Genomic DNA, 18,512 nt, shown 5'->3' with positions numbered 1-18,512 from the left:
GAGGGCGGCGGGGTCTCCGCCGCCCTCCAGCCGTTCACGCGACCGTGAGTTCGTACTCACGCGTGACCGGCGTGCTCAGCTTGTCGTTGTCCCTGAGCTGGACGGTGAAGGTGGCGGTCCCGGCTGTGGTGGGGGTGCCGGTGATCGCCCCGGTGAACCGGTCGAGGCTGAGCCCCGCGGGCAGCGAGCCCTCGACGACCTGCCAGTCGTAGAACGGGACCCCGCCCTTGGCCTGGAGGCGCTGCTGGTAGGCGGCGCCGGTCTTCGCCGCGGGGACGGCGGAGGTCTCGATCGAGGGCTTGAGGAACGGGGTCAGCTTCCTGTTCAGCTTCCACCCGGCGTTCTCCGCGATCAGCAGGGACAGCTTGGTCAGCTCCCACCTGCGGGTCGGGAAGACGTGCCGCCAGCCGCCGCTCTGCCCGCTCAGCCGGTCCCAGTACGGGTCGTCGCCGGGCACGTGGTAGCTGCTGTCGAGCGGCACGGGGTAGCCCTGGTAGTCGATGACCTCCTGGTCGTCCTTGCCCTTGCCGGCCACGTAGTCGGCCATGCCCTGCCAGTCGCTGTGGAAGGCGACGGCGTGGCCGTACTCGTGCATGACCAGACCCTCGACGTCGATCACCTGGCCGAGGTCGGTCTTCCACCAGTCCTCGTCGCCCAGCGAGGTGAACAGCTTCATCAGCTGCTCGTCGTACTCGAGGATCATGCTGGTGGAGCGGTGGTAGGGGGTGGGCTTGACGTTCTGGGTGTGGAACTTGCCGTTGATGGTCGGGTAGCCGGTCGAGTACGGCGTCTGGATGCCGCGGAACCACACGTACATGCCGTTGTACGGCTTGGCGTTGGAGACCTCGACCTCGTTCTGCCAGTCGTCGCCCGGCAGCTTGTTGACCTCGTCGCCGGCCGGGACCGTGTCGAACGGCCTCAGGTCGAAGAACGCGAACCAGTTGCGCACCGCGGCCTCGGCGGCCTTGCGCACGCCGGGGTCCTTGAAGTAGCCGGTGATGTTGTCGTAGCGGTAGTCGAAGTCGATGGGGATGGACGGTTTGAGCGGGGTCTTCTCGTCCTGCTGCACCCTGATCGGCATGGTCTGCGTGTTCGTGCCGCCGGACGCGTCCGTGGTCTTCATGATCCACTGGTGCAGCTCGTCCTGGCCGCTGCTCTGCTTGGAGTGGATGGCCAGCCGGACGACCTCGCGGTCGGCGGGGCCGGTGAGGGTGAAGGACTTGGTCGCGCCGGTGGCCGTCAGCTCGCTCGGCATGTTGAACATCAGCCGGGAGGTGCCCTTGGCCTGCAGGTCCACCTTCAGCGGGTAGCTGATGCCGGGGACCTTCGGCGCGCGTACCGTCAGCTCGATGTACGGGTTGGCGAGATAGCCCTGCCAGTCCACGAGCTGGACGCCGTAGTCGTTGACCTTGCGGTAGAAGATGTCGAACACGTCCAGCGCGGGGGCCGCCTGACGGGCGGCGAGGCTGGGGGAGGGGACCGACAGCGCGCCGGCCAGGGCGGCCAGCGCGCTGAGGGTGGCGAACTTCCTCATCGAATCCTTTTCCAGGTGAACTACGTGAAGGCCTTCACTTCGAGCAGCCCCACCGAGGCCTGGCCGCTCTGCAGCGCCACGCGCAGGCGGGTGGTGCTGATCGGGTTGAACGTGACGTGGTTGTAGGCGTTGACGGCGATCGGGTAGGTGCCGGGGACGTCGACGTAGGCGCTGCCGTTCCAGTACTGGAGCTTCCAGGAGGCCGGCAGGCGGACGCCGTCGTTGTCGTCGAAGAAGTAGACGTCGGCGGCCTTGAGGGTCTGGCTGCTCGGCCAGGTGAGCTCGGCCCACTGGGCACCGGTGTTGGGCCAGGTGCCCCAGCGCTTGTTGACGGTGTCATTGGAGCTGGGCGGGTCGATGCCGTCGTTGATGGCCGCCACGCTCTCCCACGGCGAGGTGTACGAGGCCGACGGCGTCGCGCTGCCGGCCACGTTCACGGAGGTCCCGCCGCCGCTGCCCACGGTCAGCTGGAACGTCCTGGTCACCGGCGTGCTGAGCTTGTCGTAGTCGCGCAGCTGCACGGTGAAGCCGGCCGTGCCCGCCGTGGTGGGGGTGCCGCTGATCGTCCCGGTGAACCGGTCGAGGGTCAGCCCGGCGGGCAGGGAGCCGCTGGTGACCTGCCAGTCGTAGAACGGCACGCCGCCCTTGGCCTGCAGCGTCTGGCTGTAGGCGGTGCCCGGCGTGGCCGACGGCAGGGAGGTCGTGACGATGGACGGCGGCAGGAACGGGGTGAGGTTGCGGTTGAGCTTCCACCCGGCGTTCTCCGCGATCAGCAGCGACAGCTTGGTCATCATCCACCGGCGGGTGGGGAACATGTGCGTCCAGCCGCCGTTCTGCCCGCTGATCCGGTCCCAGTACTTCTGGTCGCCCGGGATGTGGTAGCTGCTGTCCAGCGGGACGGGATAGCCCTGGTAGGCGACGACGTCGGGATCATTGCCGCCGTTCTGGACGTATGACCGCATGCCGGCCCAGTCGCTGTGGAAGGCGACGGCGTGGCCGTACTCGTGCATGACCAGGCCGTGCACGTCGAGCACCGAGCCCGCGATCTCCGTCTTGTACCAGTCCTCGTCGGCCAGGGAGGTGAACAGCTTCTTGTTCGCCTCGTCGTACTCGAAGATCATCGCGGTCGAGCGGTGCAGCGGGCCCGCGAGCTGCTGGCCGTTCCTGGTGCTGTACTTGCCGTTGGCGGCGGGGTAGCCGGTCGAGTACGGCGTCTGGATGCCGCGGAAGAACACGTACATGCCGTTGTAGGCGGCGTTGTTGGTGACCGTGATCTCGTTCTGCCAGTCGTCGCCCGGCAGGTGGTTCGTCTCCGCCCCGGCCGCCACGGTGTCGAACGGCGCCATGTCGAAGAACCTGAACCAGTCCTTCACGGCCTCCTCGGCGGCGGTCCGGAAGTTCGGCTCGTTGAAGTAGCCGGTGATGTTGTCGTAGCGGTAGTCGAACGTGACCGGCAGGCTGGGCTGCAGCGCGGTCTTCTCGTCCTGCTGCACCCGGATCGGCATCTGCTGCTGGGTCGTGGTGCCGGACGCGTCCCGGATGTTGAGCTTGAGCGTGTAACTTTCATCCTGGCCGGGCCCGCGCTTGGAGTGGATCGCGAGGCGGAACACCTTCTGGTCGTTCGCGTTCGCGAATGTCAGCGTCTTGGTGGCGCCGGTGGCGGTCAGCTGGCTGGGCAGGTCCATCATGAGCCTGGAGGTGCCCTCGGCCTTGAGGTCGATGGTGACGGGGTACTGGACGCCGGTCGGGGGTTTGACGGTGAGCTCGACGTACGGATTGGCCAGGTAGCCCTGCCAGTCGACCAGCTTGACGCCGTAGTCGTTGACGGTCCTGCCGAACATGTCGACCACCGTGGCGGTGGTCGCGGCGTGCGCTTGCTGCGGCACGCCGCTGAGTAAGGAGGCTAGTAAGACGGCCGCTGCGGTGACTCGCCTCGCACCCTTGGCGGCCTTCGGTGCGTGGCGGGATCCTCGGTCCATCCGGACTCCTTGTAAGGATTTTGGGAATAGGTTTTCCCTGGCGCACCGTAAGGTGTTACACAGCACCGGTCAACCCCCGCCGCGCCGCTCCGCGTCGCGTGTGCGGACCGCTTGGCGAGGGTGGCTCGGCCCTTCGCTCCGAGGGTCGTTCGGCGCCACGGACCGACGAGGGCTCGTCCATGCGCCACTGGTATGCGTGCAAGGCGCGTCCCCTCATCGGCGTGCGTGCAGGGCGCCGCGCCCGATCGGCGATCCCCGCCCGGACGTCAGGGAGTGGCGCGGCGCGTGGACTCGCGGAGGACCAGGCTGGCCGGGACGATGGTGACGCCGCCGGTCGTCGGCTGGCCGGCGATGGCGTCCAGCAGGTGGCGGGCCGCCAGGCGCCCGATCTCGCCCAGGTTCATGTCCACGGTCGTTAGCGGCGGCCGGCACCCCAGCGCCATCGGCTCCCAGTTGTCGAACCCCACCAGCGCCACGTCCTCGGGCACCCGCCGCCCCCGCTCGCGCAGCGTCTCCGCCACCCCCCGCGCGATCTGGTCGCTCCCGCAGAAGATGGCGTCCACGTCGGGCGTGGCGTGCAGCAGCACGTCGGCCCCCTGCCGGCCCCACTCCTCGCTCCACTGCCCGTACAGGATCTCGCCCGCGGGAGACAGCCCGGCGGAGGAGAGAGCGGAGGTGAGCCCCTGGGCGCGCCGCCGCGCCGCCTGGAAGCGCTGGGGTCCGGTCACGTGGCCGATGCGGGTGCGTCCCGTCGCCATGAGGTGCCGGGCGGCCAGCGCTCCGCCGCCCTCGTCGTCCGGGATGATCGAGACGTCCGAGTCGTCCGTGGACTGCGTCATCGCGTACACGACGGGAACGGGCAGGTCGCGGCCGATCCCCGGCCGCGGCTCCGTGCGCCGCCCCGTGACGATGATGCCCTCGACGCGCCTGGCCAGCAGGCGCTCGACGTAGTGCCGTTCCCTGATCGGGTCGTCGCGCGTGTCGCACATGAACACCGAGATCTGGCCCGCGCCCAGCGCGTCCTCGGCGCCCAGCATCACCGGGATGCTGAAGCGGCCGAAGCTGTCGCCCGTGACCAGGCCCACGGTGTACGTGCGGCCCGCCAGCAGCCCCTGGGCGAGTGGATTGGGCCGGAAGCCGAGCCGCTCGGCGGCGGCGAGCACCCGGTCGCGGGTCTCGACGCGCATGCGGCCCCGCCCGTTGAGCGCCTTGGACGCGGTGCCGATCGACACGTCGGCGGCCGCCGCGACGTCTCTGATCGTGACGGTTCTCGCTGTCCCATCGGACGGGTTGGCCAACCGAGTCCCCTTTCGCGTCACACCCTATTGCGCACAGGCATCCCCTTGACCTGTGATGTATCACACCTTACCCTCCGATTGAGAAAACCTATTCCCACAGTTTTCTCACCAAGGTCAGAGGTTGAGGAGCTAGATGCAGCAGAGTCCTGTCATTCCGTCCGGCCGGACAGTATGGCGGCCGCTCGGGATCCCAGACGTGGTCATCACCGGTGGGCCGCTCGCGCGGTGGCAGCGGATCAACCACGAGGCCAGCATCCCGCTGGGCCTGGAGCAGATGGAGCGCTCGGGCGCCCTGCCCAACCTGCGCCGCGCGGGAGGGGAGGGCGAGGGGCCGTTCCAGGGCTACCGGTTCCAGGACTCCGACCTCTACAAGCAGCTTGAGGCGATCTCCTGGGAGCACGTCCGCGCCCCCGAGCCAGGGTACGGCGAGTTCGCCGACCAGGCGGCGGCCGTCCTGAAGAAGGCGCAGCGGGACGACGGCTACCTCAACTCGCACTACCAGGTCGTCAAGCCGGACAAGATCTACACCGAGCTCGAGTACAGCCACGAGATGTACTGCGCGGGCCACCTGTTCCAGGCGGCGGTGGCGGCCGCCCGCGCCGGGATCGGCGACGGAGTGGTCGAGGTCGCCAGGCGCCTGGCCGACCACCTCGTCGACGTCTTCCTGACCGGCGGCAACGACGGCATCGACGGTCACGCGGAGGTCGAGACCGCGCTGGTGGAGCTCTACCGCCTGACCGGCGAGCGGACCTACCTGGACCTGGCGGCCAAGCTGATCGACAACCGCGGCAAGGGCCTCATCAAGGACAGCGGCATGGGCATGCTGTACGCGCAGGACCACCTGCCCGTACGCGAGGCCGACACCGCGGTGGGCCACGCCGTGCGCCAGCTCTACCTGGAGTCCGGCATCGTCGACGTCTACCTGGAGACCGGTGACGAGTCGCTGCTGGAGTGCTCACTGCGCCGCTGGGAGGACATGGTCGCCACCAAGACGTACATCACGGGCGGTCACGGTTCGCGCCACGACGGCGAGGCGTTCGGTGAGCGGTACGAGCTGCCGCCCGACCGCGCCTACAGCGAGAGCTGCGCCGCCATCGCCAGCATCCACTGGAACTGGCGGCTGCTCCTGGCCACCGGCCACGGCCGCCACGCCGACCTGATCGAGCGCACGCTCTACAACGCCTTCGCCGCCTCGACCTCGGCCGACGGCCTGCGCTTCTTCTACGTCAACCCGCTCCAGCGCAGGAACGACCTCGTCGAGGACGCCTACCTCGGGCGGCGCAGGGAGTGGTTCGCGTGCGCCTGCTGCCCGCCGAACATCATGCGCCTGGTGGCCTCGCTCGGCTCCTACGTGGCCACCGTCACCGACGCCGGCCTGCAGCTGCACCAGTACGTCCCGGGCACCGTCGCCGGGAGGATCCGGATCGAGACCGACTACCCGTGGGACGGGCTCGTCCGCATCACGGTCGAGGAGGCGGGCGACTGGGAGCTCGCCCTGCGCATCCCGGCCTGGAGCGAGGCCACGTACGTCGACGACCGCCCGGCCCGGTCCGGCGAGGACGGATATTTCCGTCTCCGCCGCGACTGGCAGGCCGGTGACACCGTCGAGCTCCGGCTCGACATGACGCCCAGGATCACCTACCCCCACCGCAAGATCGACGCGGTCAGGGGCTCCGTGGCCCTGGAGCGCGGGCCGCTCGTCTACTGCTTCGAGAACGCCGACCAGCCCGACGGCGTGGAGGTCGACGACCTCGCCCTGAACCCGCAGGCCCCGCTGCGGGTCAAGCCCGTCGACGACCTTGAGGGCGTCGGCCGCACCGTACTGATCGAAACCGACGCCGTCGCCGTGCACCAGCCGGGCGACGGCCTGCCGTACACCACGAAACCCCTGGCGACCAGCACCGGCGTGACCGCGACCGCCGTCCCCTACTTCCAGTGGGACAACCGCGACGGCGGCGCGATGCGGCTCTGGATCCCCCTCGCGTAAGGAAAGACGCGGATGAGAAGACGCGACCTGTTGAAGCTGGGCGGGCTCGCCGCCCTCGGCGCCACGGCGTCGGCCTGCGGCGGCTCGGGCTCCGGCTCGGACGGGAAGAACGTGCAGCTGCAGTTCATGTACTGGGGCTCGACGTTCGAGAAGGCGGCTGTCGAGCGCATGCTCAAGCAGTACGAGCAGAAGCACGCGGGGGTGAAGGTCAAGCCGCTCTACACGCCCGACGAGTACGACGTGAAGCTCAACACGCTCGTGGCCAGCAACCGGCTCCCGGATGCCGGGTATGTGCCGCTGGCGATGTCGTACCGGCTGGGCCAGCAGGGCAAGCTGGTCAACCTGTTCCCCTATTTGAAGAAATATCCGCAGCTGGCCGGTTACCTGCCGGACGCGTACCTGTGGAGCGGCCAGGACAACCTGCACGGTGTCGCGACGGCCAACGAGATCGAGCTGCTGTGGTTCAGCAAGTCCGCCGTCGCGGCCGCCGGTGTCACGCCGCCCGCCGACGCCGCCTCCGCCTGGACCTGGGACCAGCTCGTCGAGAACGCCTACAAGCTGACGATCGACCAGAACGGCAAGCACCCGGACGAGTCGGGCTTCGACCCGAAGCAGATCAAGCAGTTCGGCATCTCCAGCAGCATCACCTACGGCGCCGCCTGGTATGGGTTCCTGCGCAGCAACGGCGTGGACTTCGCCGACGAGAGCGGCAAGAAGTGCCTGCTCGACACGCCCGAGGCGATCCAGGTGTTCCAGAACCTGCAGGACCTCGTCTACAAGCACCGCGTCGCGCCCGGCCCGGGCCAGCTCGCCGCGACCGGCGACGACGCGCCGGGCACCAACATCCTGCTCAAGACCAAGCGGGTGGCCATGGTGGTGGACGGCCACTGGAGCCTGCTCGACATGAACGAGAGCAAGGTGGACTACGGCATCGGCGTGCTCCCCAAGTACAAGGAGCCGTTCACCGCCAGCCAGGTGGCGGGCGCGTCGGCGGTGTTCGCGGGGACCAAGCACGAGCAGGAGGCGGTCGAGCTGTTCGCCTTCCACAACGACCCGCGCTACGTCGACCTGTTCGCCAAGGGCCTGTGGATGCCGCAGGAGAAGAAGTACTACGAGGACCAGGCCTCCATCGACTCCTGGACGAAGAACGACCTGCACCCGGCGGAGTTCCGCACCGCCGTGGTGGACTACGCCCGCGACCACGGCGTGCCCACGTTCGGCAACCGCGTCAAGAACATGTCCACCATCAGCAGTGACGTGCTGGCCCCGGCGCTCCAGGAGATCGAGACCGGCAAGCGCCCGGCCGCGGAGATCCTCAAGGAAGTCACGCCGAAGATCACCAGCATGCTCCAGGGCTGGCAGCACACCCAGGAGCTCTGATGCGCCGCCTCGAAACGCGCTGGGGCATCCTGATGGCGCTCCCCGCCATCCTGGGGTTCGTCATCTTCACCATCGGGCCCATGGTGGCCTCGGCGTTCTTCAGCCTGACCGACTGGACGATCGGCGCCAGCCCGTCGTTCATCGGCCTGGACAACTACGCCACGATGGTCAAGGACGAGCTGTTCTGGAAGTCGCTGAGCACCACCGCGTACTACACGCTCGGCGCGGTCCCGCTGGTGCTGATCGTCAGCTTCGTCGTGGCCCTGCTGCTCAACCAGAAGGTGCGCGGCCTGGCCGTCTGGCGGACGATCTTCTACCTGCCGACGCTCGTCCCGGCCATCGCGAACGTCGTGCTCTGGATCTGGATCTTCAACCCGGACTTCGGCCTGCTGAACTCCCTGCTCCGGGAGGGCGGCCTGCCCGGCTCCCAGTGGATCTACGGCGAGTCGACGGCCGTGCCCTCGATGATCATCATGAGCACCTGGGGCTTCGGCAACACCATGGTGATCTTCCTGGCGGGGCTGCAGGGCGTGCCGAGGCACCTGTACGAGGCCGTGTCGATCGACGGCGGCGGCGTGTGGCGGCGCTTCTGGCACGTCACGCTGCCGATGATGACGCCGACCATCTTCTACAACCTGGTGGTCGGTGTGGTCGGCACCTTCCAGGTCTTCAACCAGGCGTACGTGATGACCGAGGGCGGCCCTAACCACGCCACGCTCTTCTACGTCTACTACCTGTTCCGCAAGGCGTTCACGGAGAGCGAGATGGGCTACGCCAGCGCGCTCGCCTGGACCCTGTTCATGATCATCATGGTGGTGACGTTCCTGATGTTCAGAAACGCCCGCCGCTGGGTCTACTACGAGATGGCAGGCGCACGATGACCGCCGTGGCGACCCCGGACAAGACCCGCTCGGGCCGGGTGGCTCCCACCGAGGGGCTGCGCAGACCCCGCAGGTACGGCCGGGCCCTGCTGTACGTGGCGCTGGTGGCGGGGTCGATCCCGACCCTGCTGCCGTTCGTCTGGCTGGTGCGCAGCGCGCTCATGCAGGACGCGCAGATGTTCGTCTCGCCGCCCCAGTGGATCCCCTCGCCGTTCCAGTGGTCGAACTTCACCGAGGCGCTCACCACGCAGCCCTTCGGCCGCTACTTCTTCAACACCCTGGTCATCGCCGTCATCAGCGTCCTCGGCACGGTGCTGACCTGCGCGGTCGCGGCCTTCAGCTTCTCCCGGCTGCGCTGGCGCGGGCGCAACGTGGTCTTCGCGCTGCTGCTGAGCGGCGTGATGCTCCCGTACGCGGTGACGCTCATCCCGACGTTCGTCATGTGGCAGGAGCTGGACGCGATCGACACGATCGCGCCCCTCACCGTGCCGAGCTGGTTCGCCGGGGCGGGCGGGGGAGTGTTCAACATCTTCCTGCTCAGGCAGTTCTTCCTGACGATCCCGTTCGAGCTGGACGAGGCCGCCTACATCGACGGGGCCTCGCCGTGGCGGGTGTTCTGGACGGTCGTCATGCCGCTGTCCAAGCCGGCGATCATCGTGGTGACCATCTTCACGTTCATCGGCACCTGGAACGACTTCCTCGGGCCGCTGCTGTACCTGCAGAACGAGGAGAACTACACGCTGTCGCTGGGGCTGGCCTCCTTCCAGAGCATGTACATCACCCAGTGGGGCTACCTCATGGCGGCCTCGGCGGCGGTGATCGCCCCGATCATCGCGCTCTTCTTCTTCCTGCAGCGCTACTTCATCGAGGGGGTCACGCTGACCGGCATCAAGAACTAGGCACCACATCCGCGGGTCCCGCGTGGATCAGCCGGATGATCGCCTGGCTCATCCGGGCGTAGTCGTGGTCGTTGACCAGCTCGCCGCGGAGGCTGAAGTCGTTCATCACCGCGATCCGGTCGGCGAGCGTGACGATCTCCGGCAGATCCGACGAGATCAGCAGCAGCGCCAGCCCGGCTCCCGCCAGCTCGGCGATCAGCTCGTGGAACGCCGCCTTGGTGCGCACGTCGATGCCGACCGTCGGCTCGTCCACGATGAGGATCTCGCATTCGGCGGCGAGCCACTTCGCGAGGCTGACCTTCTGCTGGTTGCCGCCGGACAGCTGGCCCGCGAGCTGGGACGGCGCGGAGATCCGGATGCCCAGCCGGTCGACGTACCCGGCCACCAGGCGGCGTTCGGCCCGATCGGTCACCAGCCCGGCCCTGGCCAGGCGCCGCCACACGGTGACGCCGACGTTGCGGGCGATCGGCTGGTCGAGGAAGAGGCCCTCTTCCTTGCGGTTCTCGGTCACGTAGCCGATGCGGTGGCCGCGGAGCGCGTCGCCGACATCGCGGATGCGCACCGGACGGCCCCGCACCTCCACCGTTCCCGAGGTGATGCGGTCGAGCCCGAGCAGCGCCTTGGCCAGCTCGCTGCGGCCGGCACCGACCAGGCCGTACAGTCCGAGGATCTCTCCCGGGCGCACGGACAGGGAGACGTCGCAGTGGCCCCGCGCGGTGCACACCTTCTCCAGCCGCAGGGCGGGCGCCGTCGCCGGGTCGACGTGCCGCTCGGCCAGGCGGACGGAGGAGTAGGCCCGCCCGACCATGAGGTCGACGATCTGGTCCTGCGTGTAGCCGGCGAGCGGTTCGGCCTCGGCGACGCTGCGTCCGTCGCGCAGCACGGTGACCGTGTCCGCGACCGCGAACACCTCCTCCAGCTTGTGGCTCACCAGCACGACGGCGTGCCCGCTGTCGCGCAGCCTGCGCACGATCCCGTAGAGCCGGTCGGCCTCGTCGCCGGTGAGCGACGCGGTCGGCTCGTCGAGCAGCAGCACCTTGCTGTCGACGCTCAGCGCCTTGGCGATCTCGACCAGCTGCGCCTGCGCCACGGACAGCCGGGAGACCGGGGTGTCCGGGTCGAGGTCCAGATCGAGCAGGCCGAGGCAGCGGCGGGCCTCGGCGCGCATGCGCGCCCGGTCGACGAGGCCGAGGCGCCGCGGCAGGTGGTGCAGCAGGATGTTCTCGGCGACGGAGAATCCGGGGATCAGGTTGCGCTCCTGGTGCACCACGCCGATGCCGGCCCGCTGGGCGTCGAGCGGTCCGGTCATGTGCAGGTCGGTGCCGTCGAGCACGACCCGCCCGCCGTCCGGGCGGTGCACCCCGGTGAGGATCTTGATCAGCGTGCTCTTGCCCGCGCCGTTCTCGCCCAGCAGGGCGTGCACGCTGCCGCCGGCGAGCCGCAACGTGGCCCCGTCCAGCGCGCGCACTCCCGGGAACGTCTTCACCAGGTTCTCGGCGGTGAGCATCATGACGACCCCTTCGACAGCTTCTGGCGTACGGTGCCGAGCAGCACCGCACCGAGGACGACCGCGCCGACGATCAGGTCGATCCAGCGCGGGTTGATGTCGAACTGCGCCTGCATGACGTCCACCAGCCGGACCAGGAACGCCGCGAGGCAGGTGCCGGCGACGCTGACCACCCCGCCGGTGAGCGCCACCCCGCCGATGATCGGCGCGGCGAAGCTCGGCAGCAGCAGGTCGTCGCCGATGCTGGAGTTGACGGAGCCGGAGGCGGCGACCGTGATGACGGCGGCCACCCCGGCGAGCAGGCCGCTCAGCCCGTGCGCGATGACGATCGACCGGTCGTTGGAGATGCCGGACAGCCGCGCGGCGAACGGGCTGCCGCCGCTCGCCAGCAACTGCCGGCCCATGACCGCGCGGCCGAAGAACAGGGCCACCAGGACGGCCACCGCCAGAGCGACGACGAGGACGACCGGCAGCCCGAGCACCGAGGCGGTGCCGAGGTCGCGCAGCCCCTGCGAGTAGCCCTGGAAGGTGTCCGGGCCGTTGATCCCGTACCGCAGCCCAGCGATGATCGTCATGGTGGCGAGGGTCACGATGAAGCCGTTGATCCGGGTGAACACGACGAGCAGCCCGTTGACGAGACCGGCGGCGAGGCCGACCCCGAGCGCGGCCGGCACGGCCAGCGGGGCGGGCAGCCCGCCTTCGAGCATGAGCCACGCCGCGACCATGGCGCACAGGCCCGTGAGCGTGCCGACCGCCAGGTTCATCTGGCCGATGGCCAGCACCACCATCTGGGAGAGCCCGATCACGATCGGGACGGCGAGGAAGCGGAAGAACGCGTCCAGCGTGCCGCGTGAGAGCAGGTTGCCGTCCGTGGCGACGGCGAGCGTGACGAAGCCGACGGCGGCGAGGACGGCGAGGGTGAACTCCGGCCGAGTGGTGACCTCCCTGAGCCTCCCGCCGAGCCCGGCGCGGCCGGCCGTCGTGGTGCCGGTGCTCATGCCCGTGCCCCCCTTCGTTCCGCGACGACGTGGCGCACCCGGTCGAGCGAGAGCGCGGCGAGCAGCACCAGGCCGATGTAGAGATTGAGCTGGTCGAGCTGGAACTGCAGCAGGTTCAGGCCCTTGTAGATGACCTGCGTGAGCGTCGCGCCCAGCACCGTGCCGAGCACGCTGACGGCGCCGCCGGCCAGCAGCGTTCCGCCGAGCACCGGGCCGAGGAACGACGGCAGCAGGAACGCGTCGCCGATGCGCGCCGAGAACGCCCCGTTGTTCGCGGCGAGCAGGAAACCGGCCAGCCCGGCGAGCAGCCCGCTGAGCGCGTGCGCCTGCACCACGCGGCTCCGTACGGGGATGCCGGACAGCCCGGCCGCCTTCTCGTTGGAACCGGTCATCAGGATCTCCCGGCCCAGCCTGCTGAAGCGGAACAGCACTCCCACCACCAGCACCGCGACGAGGGCGAGCGGCACGACGAGAGGGACGTGCGGGCCGCACACGTCGCCCATGCAGTAGTCGGCGAACGTGTCGTTGCGCAGCGCGTCCATGCCGGCGGGCCGGCTGCCGAAGGCGACGCCGTCGGTGAACCTGGTGTAGAGGATCGTGATGAGCCCCACCAGGGCGAAGTCCATCGCCAGCGTGACCACGAACGAGTTGACTCCGGTACGCGAGATGATCAGCCCGGCCAGCGCGCCGAGCGACATGCCCACGATCAGCCCGATCACCAGGCCGGCCACCAGCGGCACGCCGAGCCGGTCATAAGCCAGTCCCATGGCGAACGCGCTCATCGCCGCCATCCGGCCGACGGCCATGTTCATGTGCCCCAGCGACAGGACGGCCAGCTGGGAGAGGCCGACGACCGCGTACACGCTGATGTCCGACTGCAGCGGCACGAGCGTGAGCGTGGTGTTCATGAACGCCGGCCGCAGCACGGTGAAGAGCGTGACCAGGACGACCAGCAGGACGAGCAGCCCGAGGCGGGGGTTCGCCCACAGCGGCATTCCCGACGGCCTCCGCGGTCCCGGCCGACCTGCCGCGGGGGTCTCCGGCGGCGTCGCGGTCCGCGTGCTCACCGGACTCTCCGGTCGTCGATCGCGTCGCGGTCCCACTCGATGCCGAGCCCGGGGGAGGACGGCGCCAGGGCGTGCCCGCCGGCGACCTCGATCTCGCGCCGCGTGATCGCCCTGAGCTGGGGGATGTGCTCCAGATAGCGGCTGTTCGGCACCGCACAGCAGAGGCTCACGTGCAGCTCCATGAGGAAATGCGGACAAACCGGCACGTTGTACGCCTCCGCCAGGTGCGCGACCTTGAGCCAGGGCGTGATGCCGCCGATGCGCGCCACGTCCACCTGCACGATGCCGGCCGCCTGCCGGTGCAGGTACTCGCGGAACTGCGCCATGGAGTAGAGCGACTCGCCGACCGCGACCGGGATCGAGGCGGCCGCGGCCAGTGCCTGGTGCCCGGCCACGTCGTCGGCCGGCAGCGGCTCCTCGAACCAGTACGGGTCCGACGGTTCGAGAAGCCGGGCCCGCCTGACCGCCTCCGCGGGGGTGAGCGACTGGTTGGCGTCGAGCATCAGGTCGAAGTCCGGCCCGACCGCCGCACGCACCGCGGCCAGCCGCTCCGCGTCCTCCACGGGGGAGCGGCCGATCTTGAGCTTCACGCCGGGCCAGCCCGCGGCCTGGCTCGCCTTGGCGCCGGCGATGAGCTCTTCGGTGGTGAGGTGCAGCCAGCCGCCTTCGGTGTCGTACAGCGGGATGCGGTCCTTGGCGCCGCCCGCCAGGACCCAGAGCGGCTGGCCCGCGTCGCGGCAGCGCCAGTCCCACAGGGCCGTGTCGACGGCGGCGAGTGCCAGGGAGGTGATGGCGCCGACCGTGGTCGCCCGGGTCGCGGCGAACAGGTCGTGCCAGACGGCCTCCACCCGGCGGGCGTCCGCGCCCATCAGCCTGGGCAGCAGGTAGTCGCGGAGCAGGGCGAGCACGGCGGTGCCGCCGGTGCCGATCGTGTACGTGTAGCCGGTGCCGGCGCCGCCGTCGTCGGTCCGGACCTCGACGAAGACGGTCTCCTGCTTGATGAACGACTGGACGGCGTCCGTGCGTACGGTCTCGACCTCCAGGTCGACGAGATACGCCTCGGCGTGGGTGATCGCGGGCAAGGGGAGGCTCCTCCTGGGGGGTCGTGGACTACTTGCAGGACAGGTACTGGCTGTCGAACGCCTTCTTCAGCTCGTCCGTCTTCGCCTGCCGGTCCGTGTCGTAGGTGTCGATGTCGTCCTTGGTCACGACGAAGGAACCGGAGTCGATGATCACTCCCGGCTGCTTCATCGTGCAGCCGCCCGCGAGCTTGGTCAGCGCGTACGAACCGACGGACGCCTGGCCCACCGGGTTCTGCAGCACGGTCGCCGCGACCGAGCCGTCAGCGATGCCGGCCAGGATGGTCTTGTCGTCGTCGATCGCGACGACCTTGATCGGCAGCTTGGCCCGCTTGACGCCCTCCGCGGAGGCGACCGCGGGGTTGTAGGCGGTGTTGACGATGCCCTGGATCCGGTCGCCCTTGGCGGCGAGGAGGTCGGCGACGGCCTTCTGCGCCGTCTGCAGGTCCTTGTCCACGTCGGTGACGGTCTGCAGGAGCTTGACCTTCCCGCCGGTCTCGTCCACCGCCTTCTGCACCCCCGCGATGCGACGCTGGGTGTTGGAGTCGACCTTGTTGCCGGTCAGGTGCACGAGGTCGCCCTGGCCGCCCATGGCCTTGATCGCGGCCTGCGCCGCCTTGTAGGCGGCCAGCTGGACGTCGGTGGACAGGCAGAAGTCCGCCTTGTCGACCTCCCCGGCGGGGCACGACGCCAGCGAGGCGACCGGGAAGCCCTGCCGTTTGAGATCCTCGAAGGTGGCGTTGACGTTCTCCGGGGAGACGCCGAAGACGCCGAAGGCGTTGTAGCCCTGCGCGGCGAGGGACTTCAGCACGTCGTTCTGCTTGGTCTGGTCCCAGTCGGAGGTCTCGTTGAAGGTGACGTCGCCGACTCCCAGCTCGGACTTCGCCTTGGCGGCCGTGTCCTTCCACGGCTGGAAGTAGGGGTGTGCCCCGCCGGGGACCAGGGCGATCTTGACCTGGTCAGGTGTCCGGGCAGGGGTGCCGGCCGTCGCCGTGCCGTCGCTCTTCCTCGTGCAACCGGCGGTGGCGGTGGCGGCGAGCATCAGAGCGGCAGCCAGCCCGCCGAGCCTGACCAGTGGTCGTCCATTCATGGCCGCGCCTCTCGCTGAATTCATAGATCCTATAGGATGTTTCATGGAGGTATAGTCCGTGGTCGTCAGAACGTCAAGACCTGATGTTCGTGGGAGGATTGGGCCCGATGGCACCCACCGAACCGATTCGGCTGAGGCGGTCGACGCTCGGCGACGACGTCTACGACGTGCTGAGAGCGCGGATCCTCGAGCACAGCATGCGGCCCGGCGACCGCGTCAACATCGACGCGCTGGCCCGCGAGCTCGACGTGTCCCAGACGCCGATCCGCGAGGCCCTGGCCCGTCTCGAGTCCGACGGGCTGGTCCGCAAGCGCCCCCTGGTGGGCTACACGGTCAGCCCGCTGCTCACCCGCGCCGAGTTCGACCACATGTTCGAGATGCGGCTGCTGCTGGAGTGCGCCGCCGCACGACTGGCCGCCGAGCGGGCCACCTCAGAGCAGCGCGCGGCGATCATCGAGGAGGCCGCCACCTCGATCGCGCAGGAGCCGGACGATCCCGGCGGCTGGCACGCCGCCTTCACCGTTCACGACGCCCGCTTCCACGACCTCATCGCAGAGGCGTCGGGCAACCCCCTGCTCCGTGACGGCCTCGAGCGCCTGCATGTCCACCTCCACCTGCACCGGAGATACTTCCCCTACGCCCACGCCGGCACGACGATCGAGGAGCATCAGCGCGTCGCCGCGGCCATCGAGGCCGGAGACCCGGATGCGGCCGAGGCGGCGATGCGGGGACACGTGACCGAGGCGCGGGAGCGCCAGCTGACGGCGTTCGACTGAGGCCGCTCAGCTCAGGACGGTTCGCGCCCGCGCCAGGGTGGCGAGGGCGTGGGGGAGACCGGGCAGGCGGTCGGCCAGTGCGTCCAGGACGGAGAGCAGCACGCGCGCCGGTATGCCGCGTGCCGCGAGCATCTCCGCCATCCAGCCCACGTAGGAGGCGAAGAGCTCGGGGTCGTGGACGTACAGAGCGGCCCTCAGGAAGTCGACGATGTACGCGACGTCCTCGGCGGGATGTCCGAGCTGGTGCGCCGCGTAGGCCGACTCCGTCTCGGGGACGCGCCGGATCAGCTCTTCCACGACGCGTCTCACCAGGTCGCCGGCGGAACCGGTGAGAGCGGCGTACTCGTGGCCGGCCAGGTGCGGCAGCCCGTCGGCGCCCTGGTCGGACGCGGGCCTGCGCTGCGACGGCCCGTCGGCGCCCTGGCCGGAGGCGGGCCTGCGCGGCAACGGCCCGCCGGCCAGAAGGTCGGCGGCGGCACACGCGTCGGGGGCCCAGGCGTCGGCGCCGAGCAGGCGGGCATAGCGGCCGTCCGGCCCGAAGGCGGCGCCACCGGCCAGCACCGGCGTCCCTGCCGCCTGGCACGACGTGATCGCCGCGTGCGCGGTGGGCAGCCGGGTCGCGAGCGAGCCGGACAGCGCCGCCGCGTCCGGGTCCGTCCGGTGCAGGTGTGCGACCAGGTGCGGCGTGGGCACCTGCGTGCCCAGGTAGTTGACGTGCCAGCCGCGCAGGCGCAGCACCTCGGCCAGCAATCGCGCCGGGAACGCGTGCCACTCGCCGTGGACGCACGCCACCGTGACGCGGCCCCTGCTGGGCTCCGGATTCCCCCGTACGGAGGGGTGCTGGGCCAGGGCGGCGAGCACGCGCTCGTTGACGGCCGTGGCGGTGTGCTCCTGGGTGACCGTGATGCGGTTGGCCGCCCACTCCTGGCCGACGCGCGACTGCACGGCGCACACGACGTCCAGCAGCAGGGTCTCCATCGGGACCCCGGCGTCGAGCGCGGCCAGCGCCGCGTCGGTGGCGGCGTACTCGTCGCCGGCCGTCGCCGCCGCCCACAGCGTCTCGACGCGTTCCTCGACGTCGTATCTCACGGCAGCCCCTGTCCGTGCGCGGGTCCGGCCGGGGGCCCGTCCGCGGGCCCGTCCGCGGGTCCGGCCGCGGGTCCGGCCGGGGGCTCGGCCGCACCGTGCGACGCCTCGCGGGGCGCGGTGATGGCGACGACCGCCATGTCGTCGTGCTCGCCACAGCCCACCCACTGGCACGCCAGCATCTGGACGCGGTCGGCCAGGGCTTCTGGCGGCATGCCGGCGCACTGCCGGAGCTGCTCGCACAGCCGCTCCTCGCCGAAGAACTCATCGCCGAGCGGGCCGCCCCTGGCCTCGACGATGCCGTCGCTGTAGAGCAGGCACGTCTCGCCCGGTTCCAACGACACCGACTCGGTGACGCTGGTGATGGGCTCCACCAGGCCGATCAGCGTGCCGGCGGTGCCGACCGGCTCCACGCGGCCGTCGTTCCGCACGATCAGCGGCTCAGGGTGCCCGGCGCTGGTCAGCCGCAACACGACCTGCGTCCCGCGCCGCTCGATCGAGGCCAGCACGAGCGTGACGTAGCGGGTCGGATCGCAGTCGGTCAGCAGCACGCTGTTCAGCAGTTCCAGCACGCGATGGTGGTCGTCGGCCAGGGGCGCCAGGGCACGCAGGATGTTGCGGATCTTGCCCGTGAGCACGGCCGCCTCCAGGCCTTTGCCGGATACGTCGCCGAGCACCACCAGTGGCGCCCGCGCGGAGCCGGCGACGGGATGCACATCGTAGAAGTCGCCGCCGACCCGCTCGCTGTCGCCCGCGGGGGCGGTAGCGGGCCGCCAGTTCCACGCCTTCCAGCGGTGGCGCCGCGGGTGGCAGCAGCCCGGCCATCAGGGTTTCGGTGATGGCCGCCTGCTCGGAGTACAGCCGGGCGACGGAGATCGCCGCGCCGGCCCACGCGGTGAACAGCGGCGCGAACACCTGCTCGTCGTCGGAGAAGCCGGCCTGACGGGTGCG

General features: G+C 69.9%; 15 protein-coding genes. 5 read left to right on the top strand and 10 right to left on the bottom strand.

Annotated elements, in window-relative coordinates; genetic code table 11:
* Positions 1 to 34 precede the first annotated feature (34 nt).
* From ABD830_RS17625 to ABD830_RS17615, 3 genes are all read right to left on the bottom strand, one after another.
* Positions 35 to 1,534, bottom strand: coding sequence for a putative Ig domain-containing protein (locus ABD830_RS17625; protein ID WP_344988338.1), 1,500 nt, complete (start codon positions 1,532 to 1,534; stop codon positions 35 to 37).
* 20 nt (positions 1,535 to 1,554) lie between these two features.
* On the bottom strand, positions 1,555 to 3,420 hold the full coding sequence (locus ABD830_RS17620; protein WP_344988337.1) for an Ig domain-containing protein: 1,866 nt from the start codon (positions 3,418 to 3,420) through the stop codon (positions 1,555 to 1,557).
* 359 nt (positions 3,421 to 3,779) lie between these two features.
* Positions 3,780 to 4,811, bottom strand: a complete 1,032-nt coding sequence (locus tag ABD830_RS17615; RefSeq protein ID WP_344988336.1) for a LacI family DNA-binding transcriptional regulator — start codon at positions 4,809 to 4,811, stop codon at positions 3,780 to 3,782.
* 133 nt (positions 4,812 to 4,944) lie between these two features.
* Between ABD830_RS17615 and ABD830_RS17610 the strand changes: the two genes are divergently transcribed.
* Genes ABD830_RS17610 through ABD830_RS17595 form a run of 4 tightly spaced genes read left to right on the top strand, consistent with a single transcriptional unit; the run spans position 4,945 to position 9,958 of the window.
* Positions 4,945 to 6,798, top strand: a complete 1,854-nt coding sequence (locus ABD830_RS17610) for a glycoside hydrolase family 127 protein (RefSeq protein ID WP_344988334.1) — start codon at positions 4,945 to 4,947, stop codon at positions 6,796 to 6,798.
* Positions 6,799 to 6,810: 12 nt separating this feature from the next.
* Positions 6,811 to 8,178, top strand: a complete 1,368-nt coding sequence (locus tag ABD830_RS17605) for an extracellular solute-binding protein (RefSeq protein WP_344988333.1) — start codon at positions 6,811 to 6,813, stop codon at positions 8,176 to 8,178.
* Positions 8,178 to 9,059, top strand: coding sequence for a carbohydrate ABC transporter permease (locus ABD830_RS17600; protein ID WP_344988332.1), 882 nt, complete (start codon positions 8,178 to 8,180; stop codon positions 9,057 to 9,059). The genes ABD830_RS17605 and ABD830_RS17600 overlap by 1 nt, the downstream gene beginning before the upstream one ends.
* 5 nt (positions 9,060 to 9,064) lie before the next feature.
* Positions 9,065 to 9,958: a carbohydrate ABC transporter permease gene (locus tag ABD830_RS17595; protein ID WP_344988330.1), complete on the top strand. Its 894-nt coding sequence runs from the start codon at positions 9,065 to 9,067 to the stop codon at positions 9,956 to 9,958.
* On the opposite strand, the gene ABD830_RS17590 is transcribed toward ABD830_RS17595, so the two are convergent.
* The 5 genes from ABD830_RS17590 to ABD830_RS17570 are packed head-to-tail and all read right to left on the bottom strand — an operon-like array spanning position 9,948 to position 15,699.
* Positions 9,948 to 11,468, bottom strand: a complete 1,521-nt coding sequence (locus ABD830_RS17590; RefSeq protein ID WP_344988328.1) for a sugar ABC transporter ATP-binding protein — start codon at positions 11,466 to 11,468, stop codon at positions 9,948 to 9,950. The two genes, ABD830_RS17595 and ABD830_RS17590, sit on opposite strands and share 11 nt — an antisense overlap.
* Positions 11,465 to 12,463, bottom strand: coding sequence for an ABC transporter permease (locus ABD830_RS17585; protein WP_344988327.1), 999 nt, complete (start codon positions 12,461 to 12,463; stop codon positions 11,465 to 11,467). The genes ABD830_RS17590 and ABD830_RS17585 overlap by 4 nt, the downstream gene beginning before the upstream one ends.
* A complete protein-coding gene (locus ABD830_RS17580) occupies positions 12,460 to 13,530 on the bottom strand; it encodes an ABC transporter permease (protein ID WP_344988326.1) in 1,071 nt (356 codons plus the stop codon). Before ABD830_RS17580 ends, ABD830_RS17585 begins: the two co-directional genes overlap by 4 nt.
* Complete coding sequence (locus ABD830_RS17575; protein ID WP_344988325.1) at positions 13,527 to 14,612, bottom strand: mandelate racemase/muconate lactonizing enzyme family protein; 1,086 nt, start codon at positions 14,610 to 14,612, stop codon at positions 13,527 to 13,529. The genes ABD830_RS17580 and ABD830_RS17575 overlap by 4 nt, the downstream gene beginning before the upstream one ends.
* Positions 14,613 to 14,640: 28 nt before the next feature.
* On the bottom strand, positions 14,641 to 15,699 hold the full coding sequence (locus ABD830_RS17570) for a sugar ABC transporter substrate-binding protein (RefSeq protein WP_344988323.1): 1,059 nt from the start codon (positions 15,697 to 15,699) through the stop codon (positions 14,641 to 14,643).
* Positions 15,700 to 15,806: 107 nt separating this feature from the next.
* Between ABD830_RS17570 and ABD830_RS17565 the strand changes: the two genes are divergently transcribed.
* Positions 15,807 to 16,475: a GntR family transcriptional regulator gene (locus ABD830_RS17565; protein WP_344988321.1), complete on the top strand. Its 669-nt coding sequence runs from the start codon at positions 15,807 to 15,809 to the stop codon at positions 16,473 to 16,475.
* Between the two features lie 6 nt (positions 16,476 to 16,481).
* On the opposite strand, the gene ABD830_RS17560 is transcribed toward ABD830_RS17565, so the two are convergent.
* Both ABD830_RS17560 and ABD830_RS17555 read right to left on the bottom strand, forming a co-directional pair.
* Entirely contained in the window at positions 16,482 to 17,564 is a 1,083-nt protein-coding gene (locus ABD830_RS17560) for a cobalamin B12-binding domain-containing protein (RefSeq protein WP_344988319.1), read from the bottom strand.
* Entirely contained in the window at positions 17,561 to 18,199 is a 639-nt protein-coding gene (locus ABD830_RS17555; protein ID WP_344988720.1) for a PP2C family protein-serine/threonine phosphatase, read from the bottom strand. Before ABD830_RS17555 ends, ABD830_RS17560 begins: the two co-directional genes overlap by 4 nt.
* Positions 18,200 to 18,512 lie beyond the last annotated feature (313 nt).

The organism is Nonomuraea helvata, assembly GCF_039535785.1.
Taxonomy (GTDB): Bacteria; Actinomycetota; Actinomycetes; order Streptosporangiales; family Streptosporangiaceae; genus Nonomuraea; species Nonomuraea helvata.
The sequence above is the reverse complement of the archived record's forward strand: the minus strand, read 5'-3'. Positions and strand labels throughout refer to the sequence as shown.